At 73.2% G+C, this 25,454-nt stretch carries 27 protein-coding genes; 14 read left to right on the forward strand and 13 right to left on the reverse strand.

Annotated elements, in window-relative coordinates:
* Positions 1-18 precede the first annotated feature (18 nt).
* The 7 genes from Dsi01nite_RS17960 to Dsi01nite_RS17990 all read right to left on the reverse strand — a co-directional run bounded on the left by Dsi01nite_RS17960 (position 19) and on the right by Dsi01nite_RS17990 (position 5,783).
* Positions 19-816 carry a metal ABC transporter permease gene (locus tag Dsi01nite_RS17960; protein WP_203847323.1) on the reverse strand — a complete coding sequence of 266 codons (798 nt, stop codon included), beginning with the start codon at positions 814-816 and terminating at the stop codon, positions 19-21.
* Positions 803-1,624 (reverse strand): metal ABC transporter permease, encoded by an 822-nt coding sequence (locus Dsi01nite_RS17965; protein WP_203847324.1) that lies wholly within the window; start codon positions 1,622-1,624, stop codon positions 803-805. The genes Dsi01nite_RS17960 and Dsi01nite_RS17965 overlap by 14 nt, the downstream gene beginning before the upstream one ends.
* Positions 1,624-2,361 carry a metal ABC transporter ATP-binding protein gene (locus Dsi01nite_RS17970; RefSeq protein WP_239135969.1) on the reverse strand — a complete coding sequence of 246 codons (738 nt, stop codon included), beginning with the start codon at positions 2,359-2,361 and terminating at the stop codon, positions 1,624-1,626. Before Dsi01nite_RS17970 ends, Dsi01nite_RS17965 begins: the two co-directional genes overlap by 1 nt.
* Positions 2,354-3,265, reverse strand: a complete 912-nt coding sequence (locus Dsi01nite_RS17975) for a metal ABC transporter substrate-binding protein (RefSeq protein ID WP_203847325.1) — start codon at positions 3,263-3,265, stop codon at positions 2,354-2,356. The genes Dsi01nite_RS17970 and Dsi01nite_RS17975 overlap by 8 nt, the downstream gene beginning before the upstream one ends.
* 98 nt (positions 3,266-3,363) lie before the next feature.
* Positions 3,364-3,756, reverse strand: coding sequence for an SCO5389 family protein (locus tag Dsi01nite_RS17980; protein ID WP_203847326.1), 393 nt, complete (start codon positions 3,754-3,756; stop codon positions 3,364-3,366).
* A gap of 20 nt (positions 3,757-3,776) precedes the next feature.
* On the reverse strand, positions 3,777-4,760 hold the full coding sequence (locus tag Dsi01nite_RS17985; RefSeq protein ID WP_203847327.1) for an ATP-binding protein: 984 nt from the start codon (positions 4,758-4,760) through the stop codon (positions 3,777-3,779).
* Positions 4,761-4,820: 60 nt separating this feature from the next.
* On the reverse strand, positions 4,821-5,783 hold the full coding sequence (locus Dsi01nite_RS17990) for a GlxA family transcriptional regulator (protein WP_203847328.1): 963 nt from the start codon (positions 5,781-5,783) through the stop codon (positions 4,821-4,823).
* 81 nt (positions 5,784-5,864) lie between these two features.
* Here Dsi01nite_RS17990 and Dsi01nite_RS17995 point away from each other — a divergent pair, with 81 nt between their 5' ends.
* Entirely contained in the window at positions 5,865-6,044 is a 180-nt protein-coding gene (locus Dsi01nite_RS17995) for a hypothetical protein (RefSeq protein ID WP_203847329.1), read from the forward strand.
* Positions 6,045-6,113: 69 nt separating this feature from the next.
* On the opposite strand, the gene Dsi01nite_RS18000 is transcribed toward Dsi01nite_RS17995, so the two are convergent.
* Together Dsi01nite_RS18000 and Dsi01nite_RS18005 are read right to left on the reverse strand one after the other, a co-directional pair.
* Positions 6,114-7,634 (reverse strand): alkaline phosphatase D family protein, encoded by a 1,521-nt coding sequence (locus tag Dsi01nite_RS18000; RefSeq protein WP_203847330.1) that lies wholly within the window; start codon positions 7,632-7,634, stop codon positions 6,114-6,116.
* Positions 7,634-8,662, reverse strand: coding sequence for a hypothetical protein (locus Dsi01nite_RS18005; protein WP_203847331.1), 1,029 nt, complete (start codon positions 8,660-8,662; stop codon positions 7,634-7,636). Before Dsi01nite_RS18005 ends, Dsi01nite_RS18000 begins: the two co-directional genes overlap by 1 nt.
* A gap of 124 nt (positions 8,663-8,786) precedes the next feature.
* Between Dsi01nite_RS18005 and Dsi01nite_RS18010 the strand changes: the two genes are divergently transcribed.
* From Dsi01nite_RS18010 to Dsi01nite_RS18045, 9 genes are all read left to right on the forward strand, one after another.
* Complete coding sequence (locus Dsi01nite_RS18010) at positions 8,787-9,965, forward strand: GNAT family N-acetyltransferase (RefSeq protein WP_203847332.1); 1,179 nt, start codon at positions 8,787-8,789, stop codon at positions 9,963-9,965.
* A 95-nt stretch (positions 9,966-10,060) separates the two neighbouring features.
* The gene (locus tag Dsi01nite_RS18015; protein ID WP_203847333.1) at positions 10,061-10,558 is read left to right on the forward strand and encodes a TolB family protein; all 498 of its coding nucleotides are present in this window, start codon (positions 10,061-10,063) and stop codon (positions 10,556-10,558) included.
* A gap of 118 nt (positions 10,559-10,676) precedes the next feature.
* Entirely contained in the window at positions 10,677-10,910 is a 234-nt protein-coding gene (locus tag Dsi01nite_RS18020; protein WP_203847334.1) for a hypothetical protein, read from the forward strand.
* A gap of 19 nt (positions 10,911-10,929) precedes the next feature.
* Positions 10,930-12,132 carry an RNA-guided endonuclease InsQ/TnpB family protein gene (locus Dsi01nite_RS18025; protein ID WP_203847335.1) on the forward strand — a complete coding sequence of 401 codons (1,203 nt, stop codon included), beginning with the start codon at positions 10,930-10,932 and terminating at the stop codon, positions 12,130-12,132.
* Positions 12,133-12,266: 134 nt separating this feature from the next.
* The gene (locus tag Dsi01nite_RS58335) at positions 12,267-12,398 is read left to right on the forward strand and encodes a hypothetical protein (protein WP_275423390.1); all 132 of its coding nucleotides are present in this window, start codon (positions 12,267-12,269) and stop codon (positions 12,396-12,398) included.
* A 57-nt stretch (positions 12,399-12,455) separates the two neighbouring features.
* Positions 12,456-12,995: a SigE family RNA polymerase sigma factor gene (locus Dsi01nite_RS18030; protein ID WP_203847336.1), complete on the forward strand. Its 540-nt coding sequence runs from the start codon at positions 12,456-12,458 to the stop codon at positions 12,993-12,995.
* Positions 12,995-13,723 carry a hypothetical protein gene (locus Dsi01nite_RS18035; protein WP_203847337.1) on the forward strand — a complete coding sequence of 243 codons (729 nt, stop codon included), beginning with the start codon at positions 12,995-12,997 and terminating at the stop codon, positions 13,721-13,723. The genes Dsi01nite_RS18030 and Dsi01nite_RS18035 overlap by 1 nt, the downstream gene beginning before the upstream one ends.
* A gap of 14 nt (positions 13,724-13,737) precedes the next feature.
* Positions 13,738-14,100, forward strand: a complete 363-nt coding sequence (locus Dsi01nite_RS18040) for a DUF2004 domain-containing protein (protein ID WP_203847338.1) — start codon at positions 13,738-13,740, stop codon at positions 14,098-14,100.
* A 39-nt stretch (positions 14,101-14,139) separates the two neighbouring features.
* A complete protein-coding gene (locus Dsi01nite_RS18045; protein ID WP_203847339.1) occupies positions 14,140-15,693 on the forward strand; it encodes a TIGR03086 family metal-binding protein in 1,554 nt (517 codons plus the stop codon).
* Here Dsi01nite_RS18045 and Dsi01nite_RS18050 read toward each other — a convergent pair.
* Both Dsi01nite_RS18050 and Dsi01nite_RS18055 read right to left on the reverse strand, forming a co-directional pair.
* Positions 15,687-16,343 carry a hypothetical protein gene (locus Dsi01nite_RS18050; protein WP_203847340.1) on the reverse strand — a complete coding sequence of 219 codons (657 nt, stop codon included), beginning with the start codon at positions 16,341-16,343 and terminating at the stop codon, positions 15,687-15,689. The two genes, Dsi01nite_RS18045 and Dsi01nite_RS18050, sit on opposite strands and share 7 nt — an antisense overlap.
* 4 nt (positions 16,344-16,347) lie before the next feature.
* Positions 16,348-17,283 carry a serine hydrolase domain-containing protein gene (locus Dsi01nite_RS18055; protein WP_203847341.1) on the reverse strand — a complete coding sequence of 312 codons (936 nt, stop codon included), beginning with the start codon at positions 17,281-17,283 and terminating at the stop codon, positions 16,348-16,350.
* A gap of 89 nt (positions 17,284-17,372) precedes the next feature.
* On the opposite strand from Dsi01nite_RS18055, the gene Dsi01nite_RS18060 reads away from it, so the two are divergent.
* A complete protein-coding gene (locus Dsi01nite_RS18060) occupies positions 17,373-18,044 on the forward strand; it encodes a DUF998 domain-containing protein (RefSeq protein ID WP_203847342.1) in 672 nt (223 codons plus the stop codon).
* A 296-nt stretch (positions 18,045-18,340) separates the two neighbouring features.
* On the opposite strand, the gene Dsi01nite_RS18065 is transcribed toward Dsi01nite_RS18060, so the two are convergent.
* On the reverse strand, positions 18,341-18,496 hold the full coding sequence (locus Dsi01nite_RS18065; RefSeq protein ID WP_203847343.1) for a hypothetical protein: 156 nt from the start codon (positions 18,494-18,496) through the stop codon (positions 18,341-18,343).
* A 66-nt stretch (positions 18,497-18,562) separates the two neighbouring features.
* On the opposite strand from Dsi01nite_RS18065, the gene Dsi01nite_RS18070 reads away from it, so the two are divergent.
* Both Dsi01nite_RS18070 and Dsi01nite_RS18075 read left to right on the forward strand, forming a co-directional pair.
* Positions 18,563-19,912, forward strand: a complete 1,350-nt coding sequence (locus Dsi01nite_RS18070) for a TerD family protein (protein ID WP_203847344.1) — start codon at positions 18,563-18,565, stop codon at positions 19,910-19,912.
* A gap of 211 nt (positions 19,913-20,123) precedes the next feature.
* The gene (locus Dsi01nite_RS18075) at positions 20,124-21,110 is read left to right on the forward strand and encodes a C-terminal binding protein (RefSeq protein ID WP_203847345.1); all 987 of its coding nucleotides are present in this window, start codon (positions 20,124-20,126) and stop codon (positions 21,108-21,110) included.
* Here Dsi01nite_RS18075 and Dsi01nite_RS18080 read toward each other — a convergent pair.
* Entirely contained in the window at positions 21,052-22,098 is a 1,047-nt protein-coding gene (locus Dsi01nite_RS18080) for a DUF6461 domain-containing protein (RefSeq protein WP_203847346.1), read from the reverse strand. The two genes, Dsi01nite_RS18075 and Dsi01nite_RS18080, sit on opposite strands and share 59 nt — an antisense overlap.
* 203 nt (positions 22,099-22,301) lie before the next feature.
* On the opposite strand from Dsi01nite_RS18080, the gene Dsi01nite_RS18085 reads away from it, so the two are divergent.
* Positions 22,302-25,283: a discoidin domain-containing protein gene (locus tag Dsi01nite_RS18085; protein WP_203847347.1), complete on the forward strand. Its 2,982-nt coding sequence runs from the start codon at positions 22,302-22,304 to the stop codon at positions 25,281-25,283.
* Positions 25,284-25,454 lie beyond the last annotated feature (171 nt).

Below are 25,454 nucleotides of genomic sequence, written 5' to 3' on the forward strand. Positions count from 1 at the left end.
AGAGGAATTATGTACCGCCTAATACCGTCGCCTGGCGAGCAGCAGGGAAACGGCGAAGACGGCCGCGGCGGTGAGGCTGATCGCCCCGCCGGCCGCGACGTCCCAGGCGCGCGACAGCAGCAGCCCGGTGACGGCGCTGGTGACCGCGACCGCGACGGCGAGCGCGGTCATGGTGCCGATCCGGTCGGTCCACAGCCGGGCCGCGCCGGCCGGGGCGGCGACGAGGGCAAGGGTGAGGATCGTGCCGACCGCGGGAACGGCGGTGGCGACGACCACCGCGATCAGCAGCAGGACGCCGAGGTCGATCGCCGCCGTGCGGTACCCCGCCGCCCTGGCCCCGGCGTGGTCGAACGCCGTGTAGGTCAGGGCCTTGTGCCCGGCGGCCAGCACGAGGGCCACGGCGGCGGTGACGGCCGCGGCGACGCCGAGGTCCTGGCGGGTCACGGTCAGGATCGAGCCGGTCAGATACGCGGTCAGGTCCTTCGTGAAGCCGGCCTGCGCGGACAGCAGCGCGACACCCAGCGCGAACGCGGCGGCGAGGGCCACGGCGGTCGCGGTGCTCGGGTCGTGGCCCCGGCGCCGGGACAGGGCGACGACGGCGAGCGCGGCGAGCAGCCCGGCACCGGCGCCACCGAGGTACAGGTTCACGCCGACGACCGCCGCCACGACGACGCCGGGGAACGTGGCGTGCGTCATGGCCATCGTGAAGAACGACAGGCGCCGCAGCACGACCTGGACGCCGAGCAGCCCGGCCGCCGCGCCGACCAGGACCGCCTCGATGAGGGCACGGTGGAAGGCCACGTCAAGCCACGGCATCGGTGCGCCTCACCAGCAGGGCCAGGAGGTACAGGGCGACGAGGGCGAGCACCACGGTGGCGCCGCCGGCCAGGCGCAGGCCGTAGGTGACGGAGGCCGCGTAGCTCACGGCCAGCCCCAGATAGCCGGCGACCGCGGCGGCGAGCACGCCGACCGCGGTGATCACGGCGAGGCGGCCGGAGAGGAGCCGGCCCGTCGCGGCCGGCAGGATCAGCAGCGCGATGACGAGGATCGTGCCGACCGACTGGGCGGCCGCGACGACGACGAGCGCGATGCTCAGGTTGAGCACCAGGTCGAGCGCCCACACCCGGTATCCCATCGCGGCCGCGGCCTGCGGGTCGAACGCGCGCAGCCGGAGCTCCTTGGCCAGCAGCCCGAGCGCGGCGAGCACGAGCAGCCCGACGGCCGCGGTCTGGGCCAGCTGCGCCGCCGTGACGGCCAGCAGCCGGCCGAACAGGAAGGCGGTGAGGTCGGCACGGTACGACGTGCGCCGCGACACCAGTACCACACCCAACGCGAACATGCCGGCGAGCAGGACGGCCATGGCGGTGTCGTCGGTGACCCGCCGCGACAGCGTGAGCAGGGTGAGCAGCACCGCGGTCAGCGCCCCCGCCACGAGCGCCCCGGGGAACACGCCGCCGGCCCCACCGGCGAGGAACCCGATGACCACGCCCGGGAAGACGGTGTGGGTCACCGTGTCCGCGACGAACCCGAGCCGGCGGATCAGCACGAACGTGCTCACGACACCGGCGGGGACGGCCAGCAGGAGCAGCTCGGCGAGGGCGCGGAGCATGAACGGCGCGTCCATCACGCGGCGCCGTACAAAGCGCCATGCGCGGCGCCGTACGCGGCGAGCAGCAGGTCGGCGGTGAGGACCTCGCCGACCGGGCCGAACCCGTGCATGCGCCGGTTGAGCAGGCAGGCACAGTCGCAGGCCAGGTGCGCCAGGGACAGGTCGTGGGTGCTGATCAGCACGGCGGCGCCCTGCTGCTTGAGCCCGCCGATCGTGTCCAGCAGCGCGTCCTGGCTGACCGCGTCGACCCCGTTGAACGGCTCGTCCAGCAGGAGCAGCCGCGGCTGCTGGGCGATCGCCCGGGCGAGCAGCACCCGCTGCCGCTGGCCGCCGGAGAGGGTGCCGAACCGGGCGCGGGCACGGTCGGCGAGGCCGACCCGGTCGAGGGCGTCGGCGGCGATCCGCCGGTCGGCCCGGCCGGGGCGGCGCAGCCAGCCGACCCGGCGGTAGCGGCCCATGAGCACGACCTGCGCCACCGAGATCGGAAACTGCGGGTCGAGGGTGTCGGCCTGCGGGACGTAGGCGACGTCGCGGCGGGCGTCCGCGGGTGGGCGCCCCAGCACGGTGATCGTGCCGGACGCCACCGGGACCAGGCCGAGGGCGGCCTTGATCAGGGTGGACTTGCCGGCGCCGTTCGGGCCGATCAGCGCCACGGTCTCACCGGCGAGCACCTGCCCGTCGATGTCCTGCAGCACTGGCCGGCCGTCGTAGGCGACGGTGACGCGCTCGATGCGCAGGGCCACGTCAGGCACCCAGGGCTCGCACGATGGTGTCGGTGTTGTGTTCCATCATCTTGAGGTACGTGTCGCCGGCGGAGCCCTCCGGGCCGAGGGTGTCGCCGTACAGGGCGTCCTCACCGGCGACGACCTTGACCCCGGCCTGCCTGGCGATCGCCTCGGCGGTCTTCGGCGGCAGGGAGCTCTCGGAGAACACGGCCTTCGCGCCGGTCTGCCGGATCTTCGCCACGATGTCGTCGACGTCCCGGGCGGACAGCTCGGCGGAGGTGTCGAAGCTGGGGATGATCGAGCCGACGAACTCCAGCTGGTAGCGGTCGATGTAGTACCCGAACGCGTCGTGGTTGGTGACCAGCTTGCGGTTGCCGGCGGGCAGCTTGCCGATCTTCGCGGCGATGTCGGCGTCGAGGGCGTCCAGTTTCGCGCTGTAGTCGGCGAGCCGCTGCGCGAACGTCGCGGCGTCGGCGGGCGCGGCCGCCGCGAACGCCCGCTCGATGTTCCGCACCATGCGTTTCGCGTTGCGGGGGTCGTGCCAGATGTGCGGATCCTCCTCACCGTCGCCCTGCCGGATCGTCACGCCGGTGCTGGCGTCCACGAGGGTGCCCTTGAACCCGGCGGCGGTGACGGTCGCGTCGAGCCAGTGCTCCACCCCGACGCCGCTCTTGACGAGCACCGTGGCGGCGCCGATCGCGGTCAGGTCGGCCGGGGTGGGCTCGTAGTCGTGCGGGTCGATGTTGGGCTTGAGGATCTGGGTGACGGCGACCCGGTCGCCGCCGATGTTGCGGGCGAAGTCGGCCACCTGGGTCGTGGTCGCCACCACGGCGAGCCTGGTGCCCGGATCCGCCGCGCTGCTCTGACAGGCGGCGGCTCCGGACACCAGGCTCATGAGTGTGGCGACTGCCACGACTGATCGCAGTTTCATGTCGGTACTCCTCAACGTCGAGCCGTTCAGGAGTCAGACAGTAGTGGTTTTCATTTTCAATAACGAGCCAAAGGATCGCTATGTGCGCATGCGCGGGCTCAGCAGTCGCGCAACTCCGGCGACTGGTTGAGCAGCTGGCCGCGGGGCGAGACGAACGCCTGGTGCCGCTCGCCACCGACCGCCGCCGGGGCGAACGCGGCGACGCGGTGGCAGTTCTGGAACGCCAGCCGCACCCCGAAGTGCCGCTCCAGGGCGCCGCGGATCGCGTCGCTGGCGAGGGCGCGCAGCAGCTGCCCCCGCTCGGCCTCGCCCGGCGGCGGGATCTCGTGGTCGGCGAAGTCCGCGCCGGTGCTGTTCAGCTCGCCGGCGACGCCGCTGATCACGGTCCAGGCGTACGGCAGCGAGTCGCGCACGCACGCGACGAACTCGGCGTCGTCGACCGGGCCGGCCTCGGCCCGCTCCAGCAGTGCGGTCGGTACGTCGAGAGACATGATGCTCCTTTTCAGGGCTTTCAATGCGCGGCGACGGTCGCCGGGCGCAGGACTTCAGCCGACGGGCGCAGGACGAAGTCGGGATCGATCTGGGTGGTCAGGTCGGCGCCGGCGCGGGCGTTGCCCCAGGCGGTCGCGTTGCGAGTGTGGAAGTCGGCGGCCTGCGCCGCGTACCGGGCCCAGTCCTTCTCGCAGCCGTCCAGCGCCGCGCGCATCGTGCGCAACGCGGCGGTGTTGGCCGCCTCCAGCTCGCCGACCGGCAGGTGCCGCCCGCGCTCGGCGGCCTTGACGAAGCCGGACCGGCCGATCCAGCACAGCAGGTCCGCACCGACCTGTTCGCGCAGGAACGCCACGTCACCGGCGTCCTCGACCTTGTTGCCGACGACCGCGACCCGCACCCCGTGGTCGCGGGCGTAGCCGACGTACTGCAGGTAGACCCCGACGCTGCGCACCGTCGGCTCGCACACCAGGAACGTCAGGTCGAACCGGGTGAACAGCCCGGACGCGAACGAATCGGCGCCCGCGGTCATGTCGACCACCACGTATTCGCCCGGCCCGTCGACCATGTGGTTGAGCAGCAGCTCGACCGCGCCGACCTTGGAGTGGTAGCAGGCGACACCGAGGTCGCCCTCCGCGAACGGTCCGGTGACCGCGAGCCGCACCCCGCCGACCGGTGTGACCAGCCGGTCGTAGATCGGGTTGGCCTCGTCGATGGTGACGATCCGCGAGCCGGCGCCGGGCGGGGTCGTCTTCAGCATCGCCGCGGCCCCGGCGATCCGCGGGTTGTCCCCGCGCAGGTGCTCCTTGATCAGGTCGAGATGGTCACCAAGTGCGGGAAACACGGCGTCGGGTCCGGCCCCGAGCGCCGCCGCCAGGTGCTGGTTGATGTCCGCGTCGATCGCCAGCAGCGCCGGCGGGTTTCGGTCCTCGGCAAGATGTCGGGCGAAGAGGGCGGCGAGCGTGGTCTTCCCACTGCCACCCTTGCCCACGAAAGCAGTCTTCACGCCTTAGTGGTATCGGTTTTCATTTCCACCGTCAACCGGATCGGCGGAATGCACCCCGGATCAGGTGGCGAACGTCCTGCGGTAGGCGCGCGGCGGGATGCCCCGGCGGCGGACGAACTGCTCCCGCAGCGTCGCCGCGGTGCCGAAACCGACCTGCCGGGCGACCTCCTCGATCGGCAGGTCCACCGTTTCGAGGAGCTCCTCGGCGCGGTGCAGCCGCTGCGACAGCACCCACGCGTGCGGCGTCGAGCCCGTCGCGGCGGCGAACCGGCGGGCGAACGAACGCTGGCTCATCAGCGCCCGGCCGGCGAGGACCTCCACGGTCAGCGGCAGGTGCAGGTGTTCGCGGGCCCAGCCGAGCACCTCGGCCAGCCGCTCGTCGTCGCAGTCCACCGGCACGGGCGCCGCCACGTACTGCGCCTGCCCACCGTCGCGGTGCGGCGGCACGACCATGTCCCGGGCGATGCCGTTGGCGACCGCCGCTCCGTACTCCCGGCGCAGCAGGTGCAGGCACATGTCGACCCCGGCGGCCGCGCCGGCGCCGGTGACGATGCGGCCCTCGTCCACGTACAGCACCTCCGGCACCAGCTTCACCTCCGGGAACCGCGCCGCGAAGGCGTCCGCCCAGCGCCAGTGGGTGGTGGCCCGCAGGCCGTCCAGCAGCCCGGCGGCGGCGAGCACGTACGTGCCGGTGCAGTGCCCGGCGATGGTGGCGCCGCGCTCGTAGGCCGTCCTGATCGCGGCGAGCGCCTCCGGCGACGGCTCCACGTCGAAGTGCTCCCACGACGTCACCAGCACCAGGTCGGCCTCGGCGAGCCGGTCGAGGCCGTGCTCCACCAGCAGCCTGAGCCCGCCGTCGGTGACCACCGGACCCGGCCGGTCGGTGCACGCGGCGAAGTCGAACCCCGGCAGCCCCCGCGCGGTGCGGTCGTAGCCGAAGATCTCGCTGACGATGCCGGCACCGAACGCGCCGGTGCCCTCGTGCAGATACACGGCGACCTTACGGAAGGGGTGGTGGCTCATCCCGCCATGATGGCAGAAAACCTGCGATCCCGTGCAGGTCTGCCACTGTCGCATTCCGCCCGGCCGGACCAGGCTGAGACCATGTTCGTCATCGACTGCCCCGCCCACGGGTCCCGCGTCCTGCTCTCCGAGCGCCGCATCCGCAACCTGCGCAACACCGACACCGGCGTCCTGCTGGACCTGGAGTGCTACTGCGGCCACATCGAGCGGATCCGCACCGGCCGCCGGCACACCACCAGGCGGGTCACCGTGCCGGAATGACCTTCAGTCGCTGACGCCCAGGGTGAACGTGCACGGTCACCACCGTGGATGGGCCAAGCCCACGAAGGGTCAGCGGCGGTACTGCGCGGCCGACGTCCGGGTCGCGGGGTCCTCGTATGCGCCGGCCCGGCCCCGGTCGACGTGCCAGCTGGTGAGGGTGCTGACGGCGGCGGACGGGTCGGTGCGGCTGGACACCACCCGGAGCCGGGTCGTCCACCGTTGCGGGGTCACCTCGTAGACGTCGTGGCCGTAGCGGTTGCCCTCGAAGTACTGCAGGTGCGGGTTCGCGGCGCCGAGCAGCGGGCCGTTGGTGGCGTTCCACGACGCCGAGTAGGCGCTGGAGGAGACGGAGTGCGCGACGAACTCGGTGCCGATCACCGGGGCGCCCGCGGTGTCGAAGTCCGGCTTGACGTCCTGGATGAAGGCGCTGTGCCAGTCGCCGGTGACGGTCACGAAGTCCGGCCCGCCGGCGGTGTGGACGTGCGCGAGCAGCTCGGCGCGCTCGGCCCGGAAACCGTCCCACTGGTCGGTGAACATGAAGCCGCCCTGCGGGGCGCGCTGCTGGCTGAGGAAGATCGAGTTGATCCAGCACTGCCAGCCGTTGCCGCGCTGCGCGATCCGGTCCTTCAGCCACGTCTTCTGCCGGGCGCCGAGGATCGTGCCGTCGGCGAGGTTCTGCTCGGAGCGGTGCTGCCGCAGGTCGAGGATGACCAGTTCGAGGAGGTCGCCCCACTGCCGGCTACGGTAGATGCGCGGGTCCGGCAGCGCGGAGTCGTCACCCGCTTCGAGGCGCAGCGGCATGTGCTCGTACCAGCCCTGGTAGGCCGCGGCGCGCCGGGCGACGAACGTGGCGGCACCGCGCGAGCCCGAGTAGTCGTTGAAGACGTCGTGGTCGTCCCACGTGAGGTAGAACGGGTGCGCGGCGTGCAGGTCGCGCAGCAGCGCATCGCCCTTGTACAGCGCGTGCAGCTTGCGGTAGTCGGTCAGGGTGTATGCGGTGCCGAGCTCGGATCCCTCGTAGATGTAGTCGCCGAGGTGGACCACGAAGTCCAGGGCGCTGTCGGCGGCCAGGTCGCGCATGCCGGGGTACTCGCCGGCGCGGTAGTCCTGGCAGTTGAGCGACGCGAACCGCACCTGGCTCACGGCACCGACCGGCGCCGTCTTCGTGCGCCCGACGCGGCTGGTCCTGCCGAGCGCGCTGAAGCGGTACCAGTACCGCCGGCCGGGTTGCAGCCCCTCGGCGATCACGTGGACGCTGTGGCCGAGCAGGACCGACGCGGCGAGCGACCCGGACGCGACGACCGTGCCCATCGTGGCGTCGGTGGCCACGGCCCAGTCCACCTGCACGATGTCGGGCAGCGGCTGGGTGTCGCCGAGGGGGTCCGGGGCGAGCCTGGTCCACAGCAGGACGCTGGTGGGCAGCGGATCGCCGGACGCGACGCCGACGGTGAACGGGGCCGCGTCCCAGGTCGCGCCGAGGGCGGCGGCCGCCGCATAGGCCTCGCCCGGGCCGCGGGTCAGGGGCCAGGCCGCGCTGAACGCGCCGGCGCTGATCGCGGCCCGCAGCAGGGTTCGCCGGTCCAGGCCCATCAGGATCCCCCCGTTGTCACGCCGAAATGGATCGAGTCGGCGTAGCCGTCGTTCGAGGTGCCGCCGGCCCGGGTGAACAGCAGCTCCACCCGGGCGGTCCGGGCACCGGCCGGGACCGCGCCGCCGGTGGAGCGCCGCAGCAGCCCGGTCACGTTGCCCCGGTCCGCGGCGGTCACCGGGCCGAGCGAGGCCACGCCGACGGACCCGCCGGCGCTGTTGAGGAACGTGGCCGTGCCGGTCGCCGTGTCGTTCTGGTCGGCGTAGCCACCGAGATACGCGGCGAACTCGAAGCCGCTCGCGCCGGCCGGCAGGGTCACGGTCTGCGCGAGGCGGCTCCGGGCGACCGAACCGCCGCCGAAGAAGTTCGCGCCGCGGTCCGGCGGGCCGGGGCTCGTGGGCGCCGGGTAGCCGGTGGTGCCGTAGGCGATGACCACCGGCGCCCCTTCGGTCACCGTCCAGCCGCTGGTGCCGTTGTCGGCGCCGGGATTGGCCAGCAGGTTCGCCGTCGGTGCCGTCAACACCAACGAGATCGAGTCGGCGTATCCGTCGTTCGAGGTGCCGCCGTCGCGGGTGAACAGCAGCACCGTGCGGGCGGCCCGGCTGCCCGGCGGGACGACGCCGGACCAGGCGCGGCGCAGCAGGCCGGTGACGTTGCCGCGCTCGGCAGCGGTGACCGGACCCAGCACGCAGACCCCCAGCGGCAGCCCGGCGGCGGAGAGGAACTCCAGCGAGAGCCGCGCGCCGTCGTCCTGGTCGGCGTAGCCGCCGAGCCATCCGGCGATCTCGAACGTCACGGTGCCCGCGTCGATCTGGGCCGGGAACGGCAGGGTCACCTGCTGCCGCAGCCGGGTCCTGGCCACCGTGCCGCCGCCCGCGAAGCTGCCGCCGCGGTCGGCCGGTCCGGGGCTGGTCGGCGTCGGGTAGCCGGCGGTGCCGTACGCGATCACCGCGGCGGCTCCCTCGACCGTGGTCCAGCCGGAGGTCGACGCCTCGAACGTGCCGTTCACGATCAGGTTCTGCGTCTGCATGCACCCGCCCACCACTACTGTAAATAAAGCGGTCTATATCGTGGACTGTCAATCTCCGGTCGGACAAGACCCAGGACACGGCAAATCCGTGGACATCCGGCAACACCGGCGTGAGGATCGGGTGATGGACCTGCCCGGTGGACTGACCCTGCGCGCGGCCCGGCCCGCCGACCTCGACCAGATCGGCGCGCTGCTCGCCGACCGCGGCGAGGACGCCGACCCGGAGGATCACCGGCTGGTGGTGCAGGACGCCGAGGGCGGGTTCGACGCGTGCGCGGTCGTGGTCGACGGGGACCGGGTCGTGTCCACCGCGACGCTGCTCGACGAGACCATCGTCCTCGCCGGCCGGCCGATCCCGGCCGGGCAGGTCGAGCTGGTGGCGACCGACCGCGCCTACGAGGGTCGCGGCCTGGTCCGCGCGCTGATGGGCTGGGCCCACGAGCGCTCCGCCGGCCGCGGGCACCTCATGCAGGTGATGATCGGCATCCCGTACTTCTACCGGCAGTTCGGCTACCAGTACGCCGTCCCGATCCCGCCGAGCCTCGCGGTGCACGACGTGCCGGCGCGGCCCGACGGCTGCACCGTGCGCGCCGCCGGGCCCGGCGACATCGCAGCGATGGCCGAGCTGCAGGACGCCACCCAACGGCGGTTCGACCTGAGCATGCCGCATTCGCCGATGTGCTGGCGGGCCGTCGTCGCCCGGGCCGGCAGCACGCAGGTGGTGGTCGAGCGGGACGGGCGCGTCATCGGTACCGGCCGGATCACGCCGCCCGACGAGGGCGTCATCCTGGGCGAGGTCGCCGTCTCGGAGCCGTCCGCCGTCGCGGCGCTGCTCGCCCACGCGGCCGAGCTGGCCGGCGGCGAGCCGTTCCAGGCGAAGGACCGCGCCGGGCTGCTCACGGACCGCCTCGCGGCGCCGGAGCCCGACGCCCACGACTACTACGTGCGGGTCCCCGACGTGGCGGCACTGCTGGAACACCTGCGACCCGTGCTGTCGGCCCGCCTGGCGCCGCACGATGGTCCCGATGACGTCATCGTGTCCTTCTTTCGCCGTCATGTACGGCTGCAGCGCGCGGGTGGCTCCGTGACGTCGGTCGTGGCCGGCGGCCCGATGCAGGGCCCCGCCTCGCTCGGCGGCGCGGGGGTGGCCCCGGACCTGATCGGGCCGCTGCTGTTCGGCCCGCACGGCATCGCCGGTCTCGCCGAGCGGCACGCCGACGTGTACACGGGCCCGAACGCCGACCTGATGCGGGCGCTGTTCCCGCCGGTCAGCGCGGATCTGTTGACGTTCTACCTGCCCTGACTTCCGCAGTTTCCCGCCGGGAACCGTTCAGGTGCCGCCAGGTTGCGCCGATGGTCTCAGCGTCACACGGACGCGACGAACCACAGGGGGCACGGATGAACAGCACCGCGATCACGAAGGCGCTCACGCTCGCCGGCTTCACCGCCATCGCCGGCCTCAGCACGATGATCGGCCCGAGCGCCGCGCACGCCGCGCACGCCGACCACGACGTCTACGCCCGCGCCGGCGTCATCTACATCCACGACGGCGGCCGCGAGGTGCGGCTCACCGAGGACGAGGTCAACTCGCAGCCCCGCCTCTCCCCCGACGGCACCACCATCACCTACGTGCACAACAACACCGTCTGGGTCATGGCCGCCGACGGCGCCGGCAAGCACCAGGTGAGCGACCGCACCGGCACCGCACCCGCCTGGTCACCGGACAGCACCACGATCACGTACAAGGCCCGGTCCTGCACCGGCGCCCAGGGCACCTTCCGCGTCGGCACCGTCGGCGGCACCACCTCCGAGGTGCTCTCCCCCGCCGCCTGCCGCGACGAGGCCGCCCCGCAGATGGGCTACATCACCGACCAGCCGGGCCAGCCCTCGCTCTGACCGGACGTCCCGCCCGACCCGAGCACCTCAGACACCGCGTCGAGCGCCGCGACGAGGCCCCCTTCCCGGGCCCGGCCAGCAGCTCCGCGGACCCGGCACCGCACCGTATCGTCGTGCTGTGCCCGCATTGATCGAGCCCGACGCCCACCTGCACCGAGCCTGGCTCGACGCCCACGCCGAGTGGGGCCCGGGACTGCACGAGGACGGCTTCGGGATCGCCACCACCGACGACGTGATCACTCCCGCCGGATTCGCCACCTGGGTGGCGCGACTGGCCCGCGAGGCGGCTCCCAGCCCCGGCCGGCACGGCTGCACGTACCGCTCAATCGTCGAGGACGTACAGGTGCCATAGACCAAGGTAAACTGGTCGTATGCTGCTGCGGTACAACTACCGCGTCTACCCGACGCCGGGGCAGCAGCAGGCGTTGGCGCAAGCGTTCGGGTGCGCGCGGGTCGTGTTCAACGACGCACTCCGCGCACGGCAGGAAGCACGCGCGGCGGGACTGCCGTACATCTCAGACGGGAACCTGTCGAAACGGGTCACAGCCGCGAAGTCGACACCGGAACGGGCCTGGCTCGGCGAGGTCTCCTCGGTCGTGCTCCAGCAGGCGCTGGCGGACCTGAACACCGCCTACCGCAATTTCTTCAACTCGCTGTCCGGCAAGCGCAAGGGCCGCAAGCTGGCGCCGCCCCGGTTCCGGTCCCGCAAGGACCACCGGCAGGCGATCCGGTTCACCGCGAACGCTCGCTTCAAGGTCCTACCCAACGGACGGCTGCGGCTGCCGAAGGTCGGCGACGTAGAGGTGCGCTGGTCGCGAGGCCTGCCTGCCGAGCCGACGTCGGTCACCGTGATCAAGGACGCTGCGGGGCGGTACTTCGCGTCGTTCGTCGTGGCGGCACCGGACGCCACGCTGCCGCGGTCAGGCTCGCAGGTCGGGATCGACCTCGGTTTGACGCATTTCGCGGTCCGTTCCGACGGCGCGAAGGTCGCCGCGCCGCGGTTCCTGCGCACCGCGGCCCGGCGGCTGCGGAAGTTGCAACAGTCACTGAGCCGCAAGGAGCGAGGCTCGAACAACCGCAGGAAGGCCGTCGTCAAGGTCGCCAGAGCGCACGCCAAGGTGGCCGACACCCGCAGGGACTGGCTGCACAAACTGTCCACGATCGTGGTTCGCGACAACCAAGCGATCTACGTCGAGGACCTGTGCGTGGCGGGTCTGGGCAGGACCCGGCTGGCGAAGTCGGTGCACGACGCGGGGTGGGGCATGTTCACGGCGATGCTGGAGTACAAGGCGGCCCGCGCTGGGCGCACGTTCGGGAAGGTCCACCGGCTCTTCCCGTCGACCCGCCGGTGCTCGGCTTGCGGGCGCATCGGCGGCAAGCTGCCGCTCAACGTGCGGTCGTGGACCTGCCCGTGCGGCAGCACCCACGACCGGGACGTGAACGCAGCACTGAACATCCTGGCCGCCGGACGGGCGGACAGCAACGACCGTGGAGCGCAGATAAGACCGGGACCTGTCCCGGCACCGCGCGGCGAAGCGGTAACCCGCCGGGAGCTTGCCCCCACCGGGGGATAGCAGACCGGAATCCCCCACCGTCAGGTGGGAGAGGACGTCAAGGCATCCGCCCCTCCGCTCGGCGCGGCCTCGCCGCCTGGGCGCTGGCCCGCACCCTCGACGAGGCGCGCGCCCAGGGCCTGGACCGGGTCCTGGTGGTCTGCGCCGCCGGCAACGCCGCCTCGGCGAAGACCATCGAACGCTGCGGCGGCGCCTTCGAGGGCATCCAGGAGGCCGAGTCCGGCCGGCTGCGGCGGTACTGGTTCGACCTGGTTGAGCCTCGCTGACAACCATCCGGCGCAGACGTCCGTGGTAGATGGTATGAGCACGCGAGGCGGTCCGACGTGAGCGCCGAACCCGCAGGCGCGCCCCCGAGCGTCGAGCTCCGGGCGGCCGGAAGCCAGGACGAGCGGTTCGAGGCATTCGTCGCCGATGTGGGGCCATACCTGCTCCGGGTTGCGCTCCTGCTGTCCGGCGACTGGAGTCACGCGGAGGACCTGGTCCAGACCACGTTCGAACGCACCTACCGGTCGTGGGAACGGGCCTGTGCCGCCGGCCCCCGGGCGTACGCGCGCAAGGTCCTGGTGAACCTGCGGATCGACCGGTGGCGCCGTCGCCGCCGGGAGGTGCTGACGTCGCTGGACGCGCTCCCCGACCTCGCGACACCGAGCCACGCCGACGCGGTCGACAGCCGCAACGAGGTGGTCCGCGCCCTGGCCGACCTGCCACTGGCCCAGCGGCGGGTGGTCGTCCTGCGCCATCTGCTCGACCTCACCGAGGCCGAGACCGCCGCCGAGCTCGGCGTCTCCGTCGGCACCGTGAAGTCCCACAACGCGCGGGCCCTGGCCCGGTTGCGCGTCCTGCTCCTGGAAGGACGGCAGTGATGGACCCCAGCCGCGCCGCCCGACCTGCCGACGACGCCGTCGTCGTGGCGTACCTGCGGGACCGCGCCCCCGGCGTGCCGGCCGTGGTGTTCGACCCGGGCACCGTCACCTCCCGTGCGCGTCGCGCGCTGCGGCTGCGCCGGCGCCGGCGCCGGACCTCCGTGGCGGTCGCGGCCGGCGCGATGGCGGCCTACCTCGCGCTGGCGGTCGCCGGTCCGCTGCCCTCGCCGGGCGGCGGCACCATGACGGTGCCGGGCAGCGGCGCCGTGCGCGCCGCGGTCGCCCGGTTCGTGCCCGGCGGACCTCCCGGGCCCGGCCAGTGGCGCGCGGACGTGGCCGGCCTCGACAAAGAGGTGCGGCCCGTCGTCGAGCGGCTCAGGATCTTCTACCTGATGGCATCGGGACCCTGCCACGTCCTGGAGTACCCGCACGGCATCTTCCGTGACGGCGGGCGGGACTGCGGCGACGACCCGGTGCCGTTCGACGCCCAGGCGCGGGCGGACTACGCCGAGGTGACCCGCGCGGTCAGGCGGTCCGGTGTCGCGGTCGAGCGGATCTACCTCAACCGCGGGGGGACCGTCGTCCAGATCCAGGACAGGTCCCGGGAGTACAACTGGGCGTACGTCTACCTGCCCGACCGCGACTCGGCACCCGAGCAGTCCCGGCCGGATGAGCAGTGGACGCACGTCAGTGGACACTGGTGGTTCCTCCGGGAATTCGACGACTGAAGGGACCGGACCAGATGCTGGACATCACCGTCGAACACGCGGGACGTACCGTCGACGTCGACGTCACGCCCAGGGACGCCGAAGTGCCGGCGGGGATGCTCGACGACGTCGCCGGGTGCGACGCGCGGGCGCGGCAGGCCATCCGGGCGGACCTCGACGCCGTGATCCGCGACTACCTGGACTTCGACGGCTCGGACAACCTCCCGCAGGCGCCCGAGCCCTTCCTGGCCGCGTTGCACCTCGTGCGCATCGGGCTGTATCCGGACGAGCCCGCCGCGGTGTTCGACTACACGCTGGGCCGGGACCTGACCGACCAGCTCGTCGCGGTGACCTTCGACGGGCACGGGACGGTCACCGGCGTCGCCGTGGAGAGCTGACTTGACTCTCCCACCGTGGGAGACCTCAGGGTGGACGGTGTGACCTTGTGGAGTATCGGCGACCTGGCGAAACGGACCGGGCTGCCCGTGAAGGTGATCCGGCACTGGTCCGACATCGGCGTGGTGCCGCCGACCGAGCGCAGCGCGACCGGCTACCGGCGGTATGACGCACGGGCGCTCGCCCGGCTGGAGCTGGCGCGGACCCTGCGGGACCTTGGGCTGGGCATGGCCGCGATCCGCGAGGTGGTCGACCGGGAGCGCAGCCTGCCCGAGGCGGCGGCCATCCACGCCGACGCGCTCGAGGCGCAGATCCGCACGCTGCGGCTGCAGCAGGCCGTGCTGCGGTCGGCCGCGCAGGGGACGTCGTCCCACGGGGCCGGGGAACTCGCCGAGCTGACCCGCCTCGCCAGGCTGTCCGCGGCCGAACGGACCGCCGTCGTGCACGAGTTCGTGGCGGAGGCGCTCGGCGACCTCGACGTGCCGACGTATCGTGACGGGCTCCTCGCCGCCACTCCCGACCTGCCCGACCAGCCGACCCCGGAGCAGCTCGACGCGTGGCTCGAACTGGCCGCCCTGGTGCGGACCCCGCGACTGCGGGAAGCGTTGGCGCGGATGGCCGCGTACGCCGCGGAACACGCGCCCGGCGAGCACGACGAGCACGAGGTCGAGGCGCTCCGCGACCTCACCGACCTGTGGACACAGAAGGTCACGGCGGCCATCGACGCCGGCATCATGCCGGACTCACCGGCGGCGGACCCGGTCGTGGCCAGCATCGTCGAGGCGTGGCTGCCCACCCAGACCCGCACCGACCTCCAGGTCGACGGCGACGGCGAGGCGGCCCGGCAGCGGCTGCTGGAGCAGCTGGAGGTCGCCGCAGACGCCGGCGTCGAACGGTACTGGCAGCTGCTGTGCGTCATCAACGGCTGGCCGGTGCGCCCGAGCCTGGCCGCACCCGGGCAGTGGCTGACGACCGCGCTGCGGGCGAACCCGGCCCCCGGCGCCCGCGCCGCCGGCATCGCCGCCATGCTCGACGGCACCGATGCCGACCCGGCGCAGATGCTGGCCGCCTGCGAGCGGGTCCTGGCTGAGGTCGAACTGATCGTCGCCGCCGTGCCAGCCGCCCGCTTCGGCGACCCCACCCCGTGTGCCGGATGGGACGTGCGCGCGCTGATCGACCACCTGGTGTGGGAGAACCTGCTGTGGACCAGCCTGGCCGAGGGCGCCCCGCGGACCGACTTCGCCGCCGACCACCTCGGTGCCGACCATGTGGCCGCGTTCCGGCTCGCCGCCGCCGCGACCCGCACAGCGTTCCGGCGGCCCGGCATGCTGCGGCAACGGTACGGCGACGCGCCCGGCTGGCGGCTGGCCGAACAGGTCGTCATCGAGATGCTGGTGCACGGCTGGGACCTCGCCAGGGCAACCGGGCAGCCGACCGATCTCGCCCCGGAGGTCGCCGGGGCCGTGCTGCCCGCCGTGCGGGCGATGTACGGCGCCCTCCCCCGCACCCCCGGCGGCTCGTTCGGCCCGGAACAACCCGCGCCGGCCGGGGCGACCGCCGCCGACCGGCTCGCGGCATACCTAGGGCGTCACTGATCTCCGTCGATCACCAGGATCAGGGACTCACCGGCCGGCACCCGCTTGACCCAGGCGGCCAGCAGGTCGAGATGCTCGGCCAGCTCCTCGCGGGCGTCGTCGAGGTCGTCGAGGGGTTCACCGTCGACGTCGACGAGCAGCTCATCCGGCGGGGCCGCCCGCCACCCGGTCCCCACCTCGAACTCGGCGGCGGCCGCCGCCACGGCGGCCGGCGGCAGCTCCGTCACGATCGGCCAGGTCGACCTGGGAGCGGTGCCGCGCGGCCACGGCCACGCGACGTTCGACGTCTCCCACAGGCCCGCCAGCGTCGGCAGGCCGAGCGCGCCGAGGACCGGCCCCCACGCCAGGAACATGGTTTCCTGGAGCCAGATCGCCTCCTGGTCGTACACCGGAATCCCGACGGCACTCAGCACCGGCACCAGCAGGCGGGTCACGTCACCGGCGTTGCGCTCGTCGAGACGCCCGGCGAACACGTCGGCCGCGAGCCGCGCCGTGGTCATGCCCGGCCAGGTGTGCGCCAGGTGATAGTCGAGGTCCGCCGCCGCCCCGGCCTCCTTGCCGAGCAGCTCGTCGGCGTCCTGCCCGGACCCGACGAGCGCCCACAACCGGTCCACGTCGACGCTGAACCCAAGGACTTCCCGTTCCGACATCCGCTCAGGCTAGGACGACCTGTTCCAGCGCGGCGACGGGGGTCCGCCACTGCTCCGGGTCGTCGTAGTTGCCCGCGGTGACGGCGACCGCGAGGCCCAGCTCCGGCACCACGGCGAGCCGCTGCCCGCCGTTGCCCGCGGCGAGCACCATCCGCTGGCCGGCGATGGTCTCCAGGTACCAGTGGAAGCCGTACCCCGCGCCCCAGTCCGTCCGCAGCCGCGGCTGGACCATCGTGCGGATCCATTCGGCGGGCACCACCCGGCGGCCGTCCCATTCCCCTTCCGCCAGCACCAGCTCGCCGATCCGCGCCAGGTCCCGCGGCGTCAGCCGCAGCCCGGACGCCGCGGACGCGACCCCGTCGGCGCCGGCCATCCACTCGACGGACTCGATGCCCAGCGGGTCGAACAGGGCGGTGCGGCCGTAGCGTTCGAGGGGTTGTCCGGTCCCGTCGGCGATGAGCTGCCCGAGCAGCGCGGTCGCGCCGCCGCAGTAGCTCCACCGGGTGCCGGGCGGCTCCACGACCGGCCGTTCGAGCACGTACCGGTACCGGTCGGCGGCCAGCTCCATCGCGATCTCGGCGTTGGCGGGGCTGTCGTACGGGATGTCCTCCCGCCACTCGAGCCCCAGCGACATCGTCAGCGCGTGCTCGACGCTGAGCCGCGCCCGGTCCGGCTCGGCCGCCAGGTCCGGATACTGCGGGAAGTACCGCATCAGCGGCTGTTCCGGCGCCGGCACGAGACCTTCGCCGAGCGCGATGCCGTACAGCAGCGCCGTCACGCTCTTCGTCACCGACCGGAGGTCGTGCAGCGTGTCCGGCCCGAACCGCACGGTCCCCAGCGACCGGGCCCAGGAGGAGTCCTCGCCCTCGCCGTAGTGCTCCAGCACCGTCTTCCCGCCGCGGATCGCCACGACCGCGTGCAGCCCTTCAAGCTCGCGCATCCATGCCCCCTCGTCCCCGATGCCTTCCGATGCGATCCTTGCAAATCTCCTCCGGCGCCGCCGTCCCCGCGCGTGGCACGCTGGAGGTGATGAGAAGCGGATCTGGGGCCGTCGGGGCGTTCGCCGGGCTGGGCGTGCTGTGCGTGGCGGTCTCCGTCGTCCTGTTCGGCGTGCTGCACGTGGTGCCGCCGTCGGCGGGGCTGGACTGGAGCAGCCGGACGATCAGCCAGTACGCGCTGCTGTCCAACGGCTGGATGTTCGACGTGGCGACGCTGCTGCTCGCCGCCGGCTCCTTCGCGGTGCTGGTCGCGCTGCACCGCGCCGCCCTGGTGCGCCGGGCCGCCGCGGCCGCGCTGCTGCTGTGGGTCGCCGGCCTGGTCGGCGTGGTCTGGTTCGAGAAGCACAACTGGTCCACGGGCCCGTCGATGAGCGGCGACATCCACCGCGCCGCCAGCCTGGTCGCGTTCCTCAGCCTGCCGGCGGGTGCCCTACTGGCCGCCCTGCCCTGGCTGCGTGCCGGGCGCACCCGGCCGGCCGCGCGGCTGGTGGCCCTGGGCGGGGTCGTGTCCCTGCTGTGCTTCGCCCCGATCCTGTGGGCGCTGCTGTCCGAGCCGTGGACGGGCGTGCGCTGGTGGCGGGCGATTCCGCTGGGCGGGGTGGAGCGCCTCCTCGGCCTCGCCGAGGTGGCGACGGTGCTGCTGCTGGCCCGCTGGGCGGTGCGCGCCACCCGCCGCTCGGAGGTCTCATCGTCCTCCCGATGACGCCGGGCAGCGTTTCGGACGAATTCACGTCGACGGTTCGGCCACTGCCGGTGGTTTCGTAGGTGCTGGACGCTTCGCCCGTGGTTCGATGCTGCCCAGCGTGGGATCGACAGGTGGAGGACCAGGTGGGGTTCGGCATCCGGTTGGCACCCGGCTTTCGGCGTCAAGTCGTGGCCTGCGCATGGGCATCGGGCCGCGGATCGCGCGGGTGCATGTAGGGGCGGGTCGCACCGGCTTCTCGACCGGGCTCGGACCGTTCAGCTACTACACCAGCGCTGGCGGCCGTCGCCGCAGCACTAGCGGCGGCCGGTCCGCCGGGCGCCGAGCAGCGGCCGGGGGGCGGCCCAACCCGCGCACAAATCGCGCAGCTGCAGCGGGACGCGCGGCGCCAGGCAGCGGAGGAGGCCTTCGAGGCCCTTGTCGCGCTGGAGCGACAGCTGACGTCGCTGCATGTCGAGGTCTTCCCGACGACCGTCGCGCCGCCCGACACCGGGCCGGAGCCGGTCGATCGGGCGGCGGTGTACAGCTGGCTGGAGCAGCGGGAGCTGGCGACGCTGGGCAGGTTCGACTTCGCCGGGCGGCGGGAGGCGAAGCAGCGCGCCCTCGGGCTGCTGGACGCGACGGTCGCGGCGGAGCAGGCGGCGCGCGCCGGCACCTACCAGGCACAGCGGGCCACCGAGATGGCGGCCTGGACGGCGCTCGTCGAGAACGATCCTGGTGCGGTGCTCGACGTGCTGGAGGCCGCGTTCGCCGACAACGAATCCGAGGCGGTGGGCGTCAACTGCGAGCCGACCCCGTCGGGTGCGCTGGTCAGCCTGGTCGTGATGGTCGGCACCACCGCCACGCTGCCGGAACGCAAGCCCACCCGGACGGCCGCCGGGGCACCGTCGAGCGCGAAGCGGACGAAGAAGGACCTCGCCGAGCTGTACCTGCGATGGCTGGCATCCACGGTGCTGGCGACGGTGAAGGAGGCGTTCGCGGTCGCCCCCGGTGTCACCGAGGCTCAGGTCCTGGTCATCCGGCGGGACCCGGCGGCGGCCGACCCGTCCGGCTACCTGGCCGCGATGTACGCCGGCCGGTTCCACCGGCAGCGGCTCGCCGGCTGGAACTGGCCCGCCGTCGACCCGGTCGAGGAACTGTTGCGAGCCCCCGACGCCCGCCTGCACCGCAAGGGCGTCGCCCTGGAACTTGTCCCACTGGAGCTGCGTGACGAGCCTGAACTCGCCGCGGTACTGGCAGCCGTCGGCGCCGCGTACGCCGGCGGCCAGTCACTGACCGACATCGCCGACCGTTCAGGCCCGCCGGCCACGTTCCACATCGACGACGTCACGGTCGTACCGATGCCGAAGGGCGCGAACACGGCGATGCCGTCGGTGCCGGTCACGGTGACGCTCGCCTGGGATCCGGCGACCGCCGGCGTCGACCTGGATGTGAGCGCGTTACTGTGCGGCGGGGACGGCAGGGTACTCGCCCCGGACGCGATGGTCTTCTACAACCAGCCCGCAGGCGCTGGCGGCGCGGTCCGTGCGGTCGGCCGGGACCAGCCGAGCGCGGCATCTGCCACGGACAGCATCGCGCTGGACCTGCCCGGTATGCCGGCCGCGGTCGCGAAGGTGGTCATCGCGGTCAGCCTGGACGGATCCGGCGCCGCCGCGCTTGCGGCGGTGCACCGCCTCCGGGTCGCGGTCACCGCCGAATCCGAGGCCGTCGCGGTCTTCCCGCTGAACGGGTTGACCACGGAGACCGCCGCAGTCGCGATCGAGGTGTACCGGCGGGACGGCGGCTGGCGCGTGCGTGCCGTCGGTCAGGGCTGGGCTGACGGTCTCGCCGGTCTCGCCAGGGACTTCGGCGTCGATGTCGACGCCTGACCCCACTCGACCTTCGGCAGGACGTTGTCGAGGGCGGTCCGCTCGTCCGCGCGAGCGTTTCGAGGAAGGTTGCCTTCTCGGGCTCGGTGAAGTTTCCCCGTTGAAACGTATACGGAACGCGACGAGGTCGTGCTGCCCCGTGACGGCGGGTTAGGCCGGGACATCGGGGGTAGGCCTCTTCGCCGTCGAGTTCCGTCGAGAGGACATCCTCGTGACCCACTCTGATCGCGGCACGATCATGATCGCCGACTCCGACTTCGGCGACACCGAGCTCGAGCGGACCATCGTGGAGGAGGCCGGGTTCACCCTTCGCGCGTACCAGTGCAGGTCGGAGGACGAGGTGATCCGCCACGGGCAGGACGCCGACGGCATCATCACCCAGTACGCCCGGATCGGCGCGACCGCGATGCACCGGCTCCCGCGCTGCCGGGTCATCGCCCGCTACGGCACCGGCGTGGACGTCGTCGACGTCGAGGCCGCGACCCGGCGCGGCATCCAGGTCACCGGCGCGCCCGACGACTGGGGCGCCGAGGAGGTCGCCGACCACGCGATCGCGCTCTGGCTCTGCGCGGCCCGCCGGATCACCGAGTACGCCACCGCCACCCGGCACGGTGCATGGCACCGGCAGACCGGCGCGCCGATCCGGCGCGTGCGCGGGCGCGTCTTCGGCCTGCTCGGCTTCGGCGCGATCGCCAAGCTCATCACCGACCGCGCGCGCCCCTTCGGCGTCCACCTCGTCAGCCACGACCCGTTCGTCGACGACGAGGACATCCGGGCCTACGGCGTCCGCCCGGTCACCTTCGACCACCTCGTCATGGACTCCGACTACCTCATCGTCCAGGCGCCGCTGACACCGGACACCCACCACCTGATCGACACCGCCACGCTGGCCCGCATGAAACCGGACGCGATCCTCGTGAGCACCGCCCACGGCTCCATCATCGAGGACGCCGCCCTCGCCGCCGCGCTCGAGCGCGGCACCATCGCCGGTGCCGCGCTGGACGACCTGGAGCAGCAGAGTCCGGACAACCCGCTGCTGACCCTGCCGAACGTCATCGTGACCCCGCGCGCCGCCTACTACTCGGAGCAGTCCGTCGAAGCCATCCGGTCGATCGCGGCCGAGGAAGCCGTCCGCGTCCTCAACGGCCACGCACCGCTGTCACCGGTGAACCGGCCGCCGACCTCAGGTAGGCCTTGAGGTCCTTGGCGAGCCCCGGCCACCGGTCCCCGAAGGCGAGGCGGAGGTGCTGCAGCGACTCGAGCGGGTCCTGCCACGAATCCGCGCACAGGGCCGCGCCGAGCGCCCAGCCGGCCTGGGCGCGGCGCCAGCCCGGGTCGCGCTCCATGTCGTCGCCGCTCGGGTGCCGCTCCCAGTGCAGCCACAGGCGGTCCCGGACCGCGTACACCGCGGCCTGGCCGGGCTCGTCCAGCTGCCGGCCGGCGCGGAACGCGGCGAACGCGGCCGGCAGGGCGGGTTCGGCGCGCAGGTCGAAGGCGTCGACGGTCTGGTCGAGGAGCCAGGCCAGCGCGGCGCGCCGGTCGGCGTCGGTCGCCAGGCGCAGGGAGGCGTCGAGGTCTGCCTCGATCCCGGGGTTCGGCGGGCGCGGGTCCTCCGGCAGCGGCGGCAGGACGATCGCCGGATGGTCTCGCCGCGTCCAGTCGCCGTCGAGGGCCACGCCGGTGCGGGCCTCGATGCAGGCGAGCATCGCGGGCCGCCACGGCCAGTCCTCGTCGTCGTCCTCGTCCCGCGCCGGAAACGGAAAGTCGTCGTCCAGGGCGTCCGGGTCGGAGCCGTACCGGTCCTCGGGAAACGCGCCGTCCAGGGCGGTGACGAGCGTGCCGTACACGGCGTAGCTGAGCTGGTTGACCGAATTGACGTTCCAGTAGGCGCTGTGCACGCGGGCGCCGTCGCTGAGCTGGCGCAGCACCTCCGGCCGGCGGCCCTCGTAGCCGTTGACCTCCAGCATGGTGACCGCCGGGCCGGCCTGGTCGAGGTAGTAGAGCCGCTCGTGCGGCCCGACGTCGTACCCGGTGTCCAGGCCGCGGGGGCGTAGGTCGCGCGGGTCGCCGCCGAGACGCCGGACCACCTCGGCGACGTCGACCGGAACCGTGACCGGCTCCACCACCGTCCAGCACATCGCCACCTCCAGCCACGCGTGCTCGGCCAGGAAGGTCTCGTACCGCATATGATCATTCTGCCCGCGGGCCGGCCCCGGTGCCGGAGAACGCCCGCAGTCGCAGGCGGGCCGCCGGCTCCGCCACGAACCAGACGGCGTGTGCAGGTGCCCGACATCGCGTGATGCCCGGAGAACGCATTGCGGGTGCCTGGGTTTTGTAAACCTTGCCGGCGGCGATTGACCCAGTGCCGTGGCGTTGCGAGGGTGCAGGCATGCTGACCCGCCGCACCCTGCTCGCATCGCTCGGCGCCGCCGGTGGCGCGCTCGCACTGCCGCTTCCGTCCGCCGCCGCCGCGGTCGTGGACCCGGTCGCCGACGAGTACCACCGGCTGTTGCTCGTGCACACCCGCTGGGTGCAGCAGCAGTGGGATCCGGCGATCGGCGCGTACCGGGTCGCCGACTTCCGGTTCGCCGCGGTGCTCGGCAACGCCGTGCTGCTGACCACCGACGGCTACGACGCCGACCTCGCCGGGGTCGACGCGGCCACCCTGCGCTCGCGGACCCTCGCCACGATCACCCGGTTCGCCGCGACGAACACGCTCGCCGGCGGGACCGAGTGGGGGAAGCGGCTGTTCTGGGACTCCACGTTCGAGCTGTACTTCGTGCTCGCCGCCCGGCTGCTGTGGGCGGAGCTGAGCGCGACCACCCGCGCGAACGTGGACGCGATCGCGCGTGGGCAGGCCGCCTACGCGTACGGGCTGGGCACCGGCAACGACCCGCTCAGCGGCTCCTGGACGCCGAACGGCAGCACCGGCGGGTACGTCGGCGACACCAAGCTCGAGGAGATGGGCGTCTACGCGCAGGCCATCGCGCCCGGCCTGGCGTGGGCGCCCACCGGCGACGCCGACGCGGCCCGCTGGCAGGAGCGGTTCGTGTTCTGGGCGGCCAACTCCAGCGGGCTGCCCGCCGCCGACCGGGCCAACCCGACGGTCATCGACGGCAAGGCGGTCAGCGCCTGGAACGTCGCACGCAACCTGCACGACACGTTCATCGTGGAGAACCACAACTCGGCGAACCCGCACTACCAGGCCGAGCTGTGGCGGACCGCGGGGCGGGCGGCCGCGCACTTCCTCGCCGCCGGCCGGGCGCTGCCGCAGGTGTTGACCCGCCAGCCCAACGGGCGGGAGCTGTGGGCGACGCTGCGCCTGCTCGCCAGCGACGCGGGTGAGCCGGTGATGCCGATGGTCGCCGACCGGTATCACCTGTACGGCCGCGACGTGCTGCCCCTCGCCTTCCTCGCGCAGGTCCAGGGCGACCCGCACGCCGCCCGCGCGGAGGCCGACCTCGCCGCGCGGTTGATGCCCTACCTGCAGTACGCGCCGGAGAACCGGCTCACGAAGTTCAGCGGCGAGGAGAAGTACGAGCCGGAGGCCCGGGCCGAGCTCGCCATCGCCTACCTGTTCCACCGCTGGCGGACCACCCCGGTGCAGCCGGTGACGGCCGCCGAGTTCTTCGCCGCGGCCGCCGGTGCCCGCGACTTCGGCGCAGCCGTCGGGCTGACCGCGCACCAGAGCGCCACGGGCTTCGCCGCCGCGGTCACCAAGCCCGGCCAGGTCAAGTTCCTGTGGCAGCCGGGCCACGACAACTGGTTGATCGACACCCGGGCGCCCGCGTTCCTGCCCGCGCAGACGGCGGCGCCGACGCGGCAGTCGACCGTCGCGTACAGCGTCGCCCGCGACGGCGTCGACTCCACCGCGACCGTGCTGCAGACCGCCGCCGGGTGGGCCGGCTACGCCACGCTGCCGACCGGCACCGTCGTCTACACCGGGCCGGGCCCGTCGTCGCTGACCCTGTTCAACCTGACGATGCCCGGGGTACCCGGCCTCGACGGCAACCGCACGTTCACCGGCCCGTCCGGCAGCGTGACCCCGCAGACGGGCGTCGGCGACGGCGGCACCGACCGGATGACGTTCCCCGCGCGCACCGCCCGGCACGTGCGGTTCCTCGGCCGGGCCGCGGCCAACCAGTACGGCTACTCACTGTTCGCCTTCGAGGCGTTCGACACAGCCGGTACCGACCGGGCCCGCGGCCGTACCGTCACCGTCTCGTCGGCGGATCCCGCCTACCCCGCCGCGAACGCCGTCGACGGCAACGCCGGCACCCGCTGGGCGGTCGCCCGCGAGGAGCGCGGCCGCGCCGACAGCTGGCTCGCGGTCGACCTCGGCACCACCGTCCAGCTCACCAGCGTCACCCTCACCTGGGAGGCCGCGTACGCGACGTCGTACCTCGTGCAGACCTCCACCGACGGCAGCACGTGGAGCACCGCCGCGGCCGCACCCGGGGTCGCCACGCTGGGCGCGTGGGCCGGGATCGACGGCCGCGCCGGGGTCGTCGCGCACGGCGCCACCGCCCCGATCACCGCCTCCCCGACCCAGGTCAGCATCCCGGCCGCGACCCTGATCGAGGGCTACACCGGCACGGGCACCGACCTCGCCGCGGCCGCCGCCCGGCGACTGCCGTCCGGCGGGCCCGCGACGCTGCGGCTCAGCGACGCCGACGGATACCTCACGCTGCTCAACCTGTCCACGACCGCAGTCAACAACGCGGTGCTGACGCTGCCGCGCGGCGACCGGCTCCACCGGGGACTGTCCGTCGTCCGCGCCGACGGCGGGCTGGACCTGACCGCGTCCGTGCCCGCCGGCGGGGGCGCGGTGCGGCCCACCCGGTTCACGGTGACCGGCACCGCACCGGCCGGGACCCGGTTCAACGTCGCCGACTCGCACCATCTCAGCGTCACCGCCCCGGCCGGCACGGCCGTCGACGTCCGGCTGGCCGCCGGCGGCTGGTCGGTGCAGGCGCAGGTGCCCGCCGGCGCCACCCGCAGCTACACCGCGACCTTCGGCGGGCCGGTGACCCCGGCCACCGACCTGGCCCGCGGCCGCACCACGTTTCCCACCTCGCCGTTGCCGGCGGGCATGGGCGAGCCGTCCCGGGCCGTCGACGGCGACCCGGCCACGTCCTGGCGGCCCGGCACCGGCGGGCGGATGGTCGTCGACCTCGGCGCCGCCCGGACCGTCGCGGCCGTAGCGCTGACCTGGACCGCGGGCACCGTCCCGGCCGCCCGCATCGAGACGTCCACCGACGGGGCGGCCTACACGACGTTCGGCGGGTCGGTGTCCGCGCGGTACATCGCCGTGGCCGTGCCGGCGTGGCGCACCGGCGACCCCGACCTGGTCCACCTGACGGTGACGTGACACGACACAGCCCGGTGACACCGAGTGAACAAGTGGACACGGGCCGTCGCCGATAAACGGTAATCGATGAACCGTTGCCAGGGGCTGGTGAGTCTGCTTAACTAATCGGCACCTCGATGAGAGAGCGCTCTCTGGAGTGCGGGTCGGGGTGGAAGGAGAGACGTCCGGTTG

The organism is Dactylosporangium siamense, from assembly GCF_016862795.1.
Taxonomy (GTDB): Bacteria; Actinomycetota; Actinomycetes; order Mycobacteriales; family Micromonosporaceae; genus Dactylosporangium; species Dactylosporangium siamense.

Bases quoted from the DNA above. Each gene is read 5' to 3' on its own strand.
- Dsi01nite_RS17960 (WP_203847323.1), bottom strand. From the start codon at position 816: ATGCCGTGGCTTGACGTGGCCTTCCACCGTGCCCTCATCGAGGCGGTC.
- Dsi01nite_RS17965 (WP_203847324.1), bottom strand. From the start codon at position 1,624: ATGGACGCGCCGTTCATGCTCCGCGCCCTCGCCGAGCTGCTCCTGCTG.
- Dsi01nite_RS17975 (WP_203847325.1), bottom strand. From the start codon at position 3,265: ATGAAACTGCGATCAGTCGTGGCAGTCGCCACACTCATGAGCCTGGTG.
- Dsi01nite_RS17980 (WP_203847326.1), bottom strand. From the start codon at position 3,756: ATGTCTCTCGACGTACCGACCGCACTGCTGGAGCGGGCCGAGGCCGGC.
- Dsi01nite_RS17990 (WP_203847328.1), bottom strand. From the start codon at position 5,783: ATGAGCCACCACCCCTTCCGTAAGGTCGCCGTGTATCTGCACGAGGGC.
- Dsi01nite_RS17995 (WP_203847329.1), top strand. From the start codon at position 5,865: ATGTTCGTCATCGACTGCCCCGCCCACGGGTCCCGCGTCCTGCTCTCC.
- Dsi01nite_RS18000 (WP_203847330.1), bottom strand. From the start codon at position 7,634: ATGGGCCTGGACCGGCGAACCCTGCTGCGGGCCGCGATCAGCGCCGGC.
- Dsi01nite_RS18005 (WP_203847331.1), bottom strand. From the start codon at position 8,662: ATGCAGACGCAGAACCTGATCGTGAACGGCACGTTCGAGGCGTCGACC.
- Dsi01nite_RS18010 (WP_203847332.1), top strand. From the start codon at position 8,787: ATGGACCTGCCCGGTGGACTGACCCTGCGCGCGGCCCGGCCCGCCGAC.
- Dsi01nite_RS18015 (WP_203847333.1), top strand. From the start codon at position 10,061: ATGAACAGCACCGCGATCACGAAGGCGCTCACGCTCGCCGGCTTCACC.
- Dsi01nite_RS18025 (WP_203847335.1), top strand. From the start codon at position 10,930: ATGCTGCTGCGGTACAACTACCGCGTCTACCCGACGCCGGGGCAGCAG.
- Dsi01nite_RS18035 (WP_203847337.1), top strand. From the start codon at position 12,995: ATGGACCCCAGCCGCGCCGCCCGACCTGCCGACGACGCCGTCGTCGTG.
- Dsi01nite_RS18040 (WP_203847338.1), top strand. From the start codon at position 13,738: ATGCTGGACATCACCGTCGAACACGCGGGACGTACCGTCGACGTCGAC.
- Dsi01nite_RS18050 (WP_203847340.1), bottom strand. From the start codon at position 16,343: ATGTCGGAACGGGAAGTCCTTGGGTTCAGCGTCGACGTGGACCGGTTG.
- Dsi01nite_RS18055 (WP_203847341.1), bottom strand. From the start codon at position 17,283: ATGCGCGAGCTTGAAGGGCTGCACGCGGTCGTGGCGATCCGCGGCGGG.
- Dsi01nite_RS18060 (WP_203847342.1), top strand. From the start codon at position 17,373: ATGAGAAGCGGATCTGGGGCCGTCGGGGCGTTCGCCGGGCTGGGCGTG.
- Dsi01nite_RS18065 (WP_203847343.1), bottom strand. From the start codon at position 18,496: ATGCAGCGACGTCAGCTGTCGCTCCAGCGCGACAAGGGCCTCGAAGGC.
- Dsi01nite_RS18080 (WP_203847346.1), bottom strand. From the start codon at position 22,098: ATGCGGTACGAGACCTTCCTGGCCGAGCACGCGTGGCTGGAGGTGGCG.
- Dsi01nite_RS18085 (WP_203847347.1), top strand. From the start codon at position 22,302: ATGCTGACCCGCCGCACCCTGCTCGCATCGCTCGGCGCCGCCGGTGGC.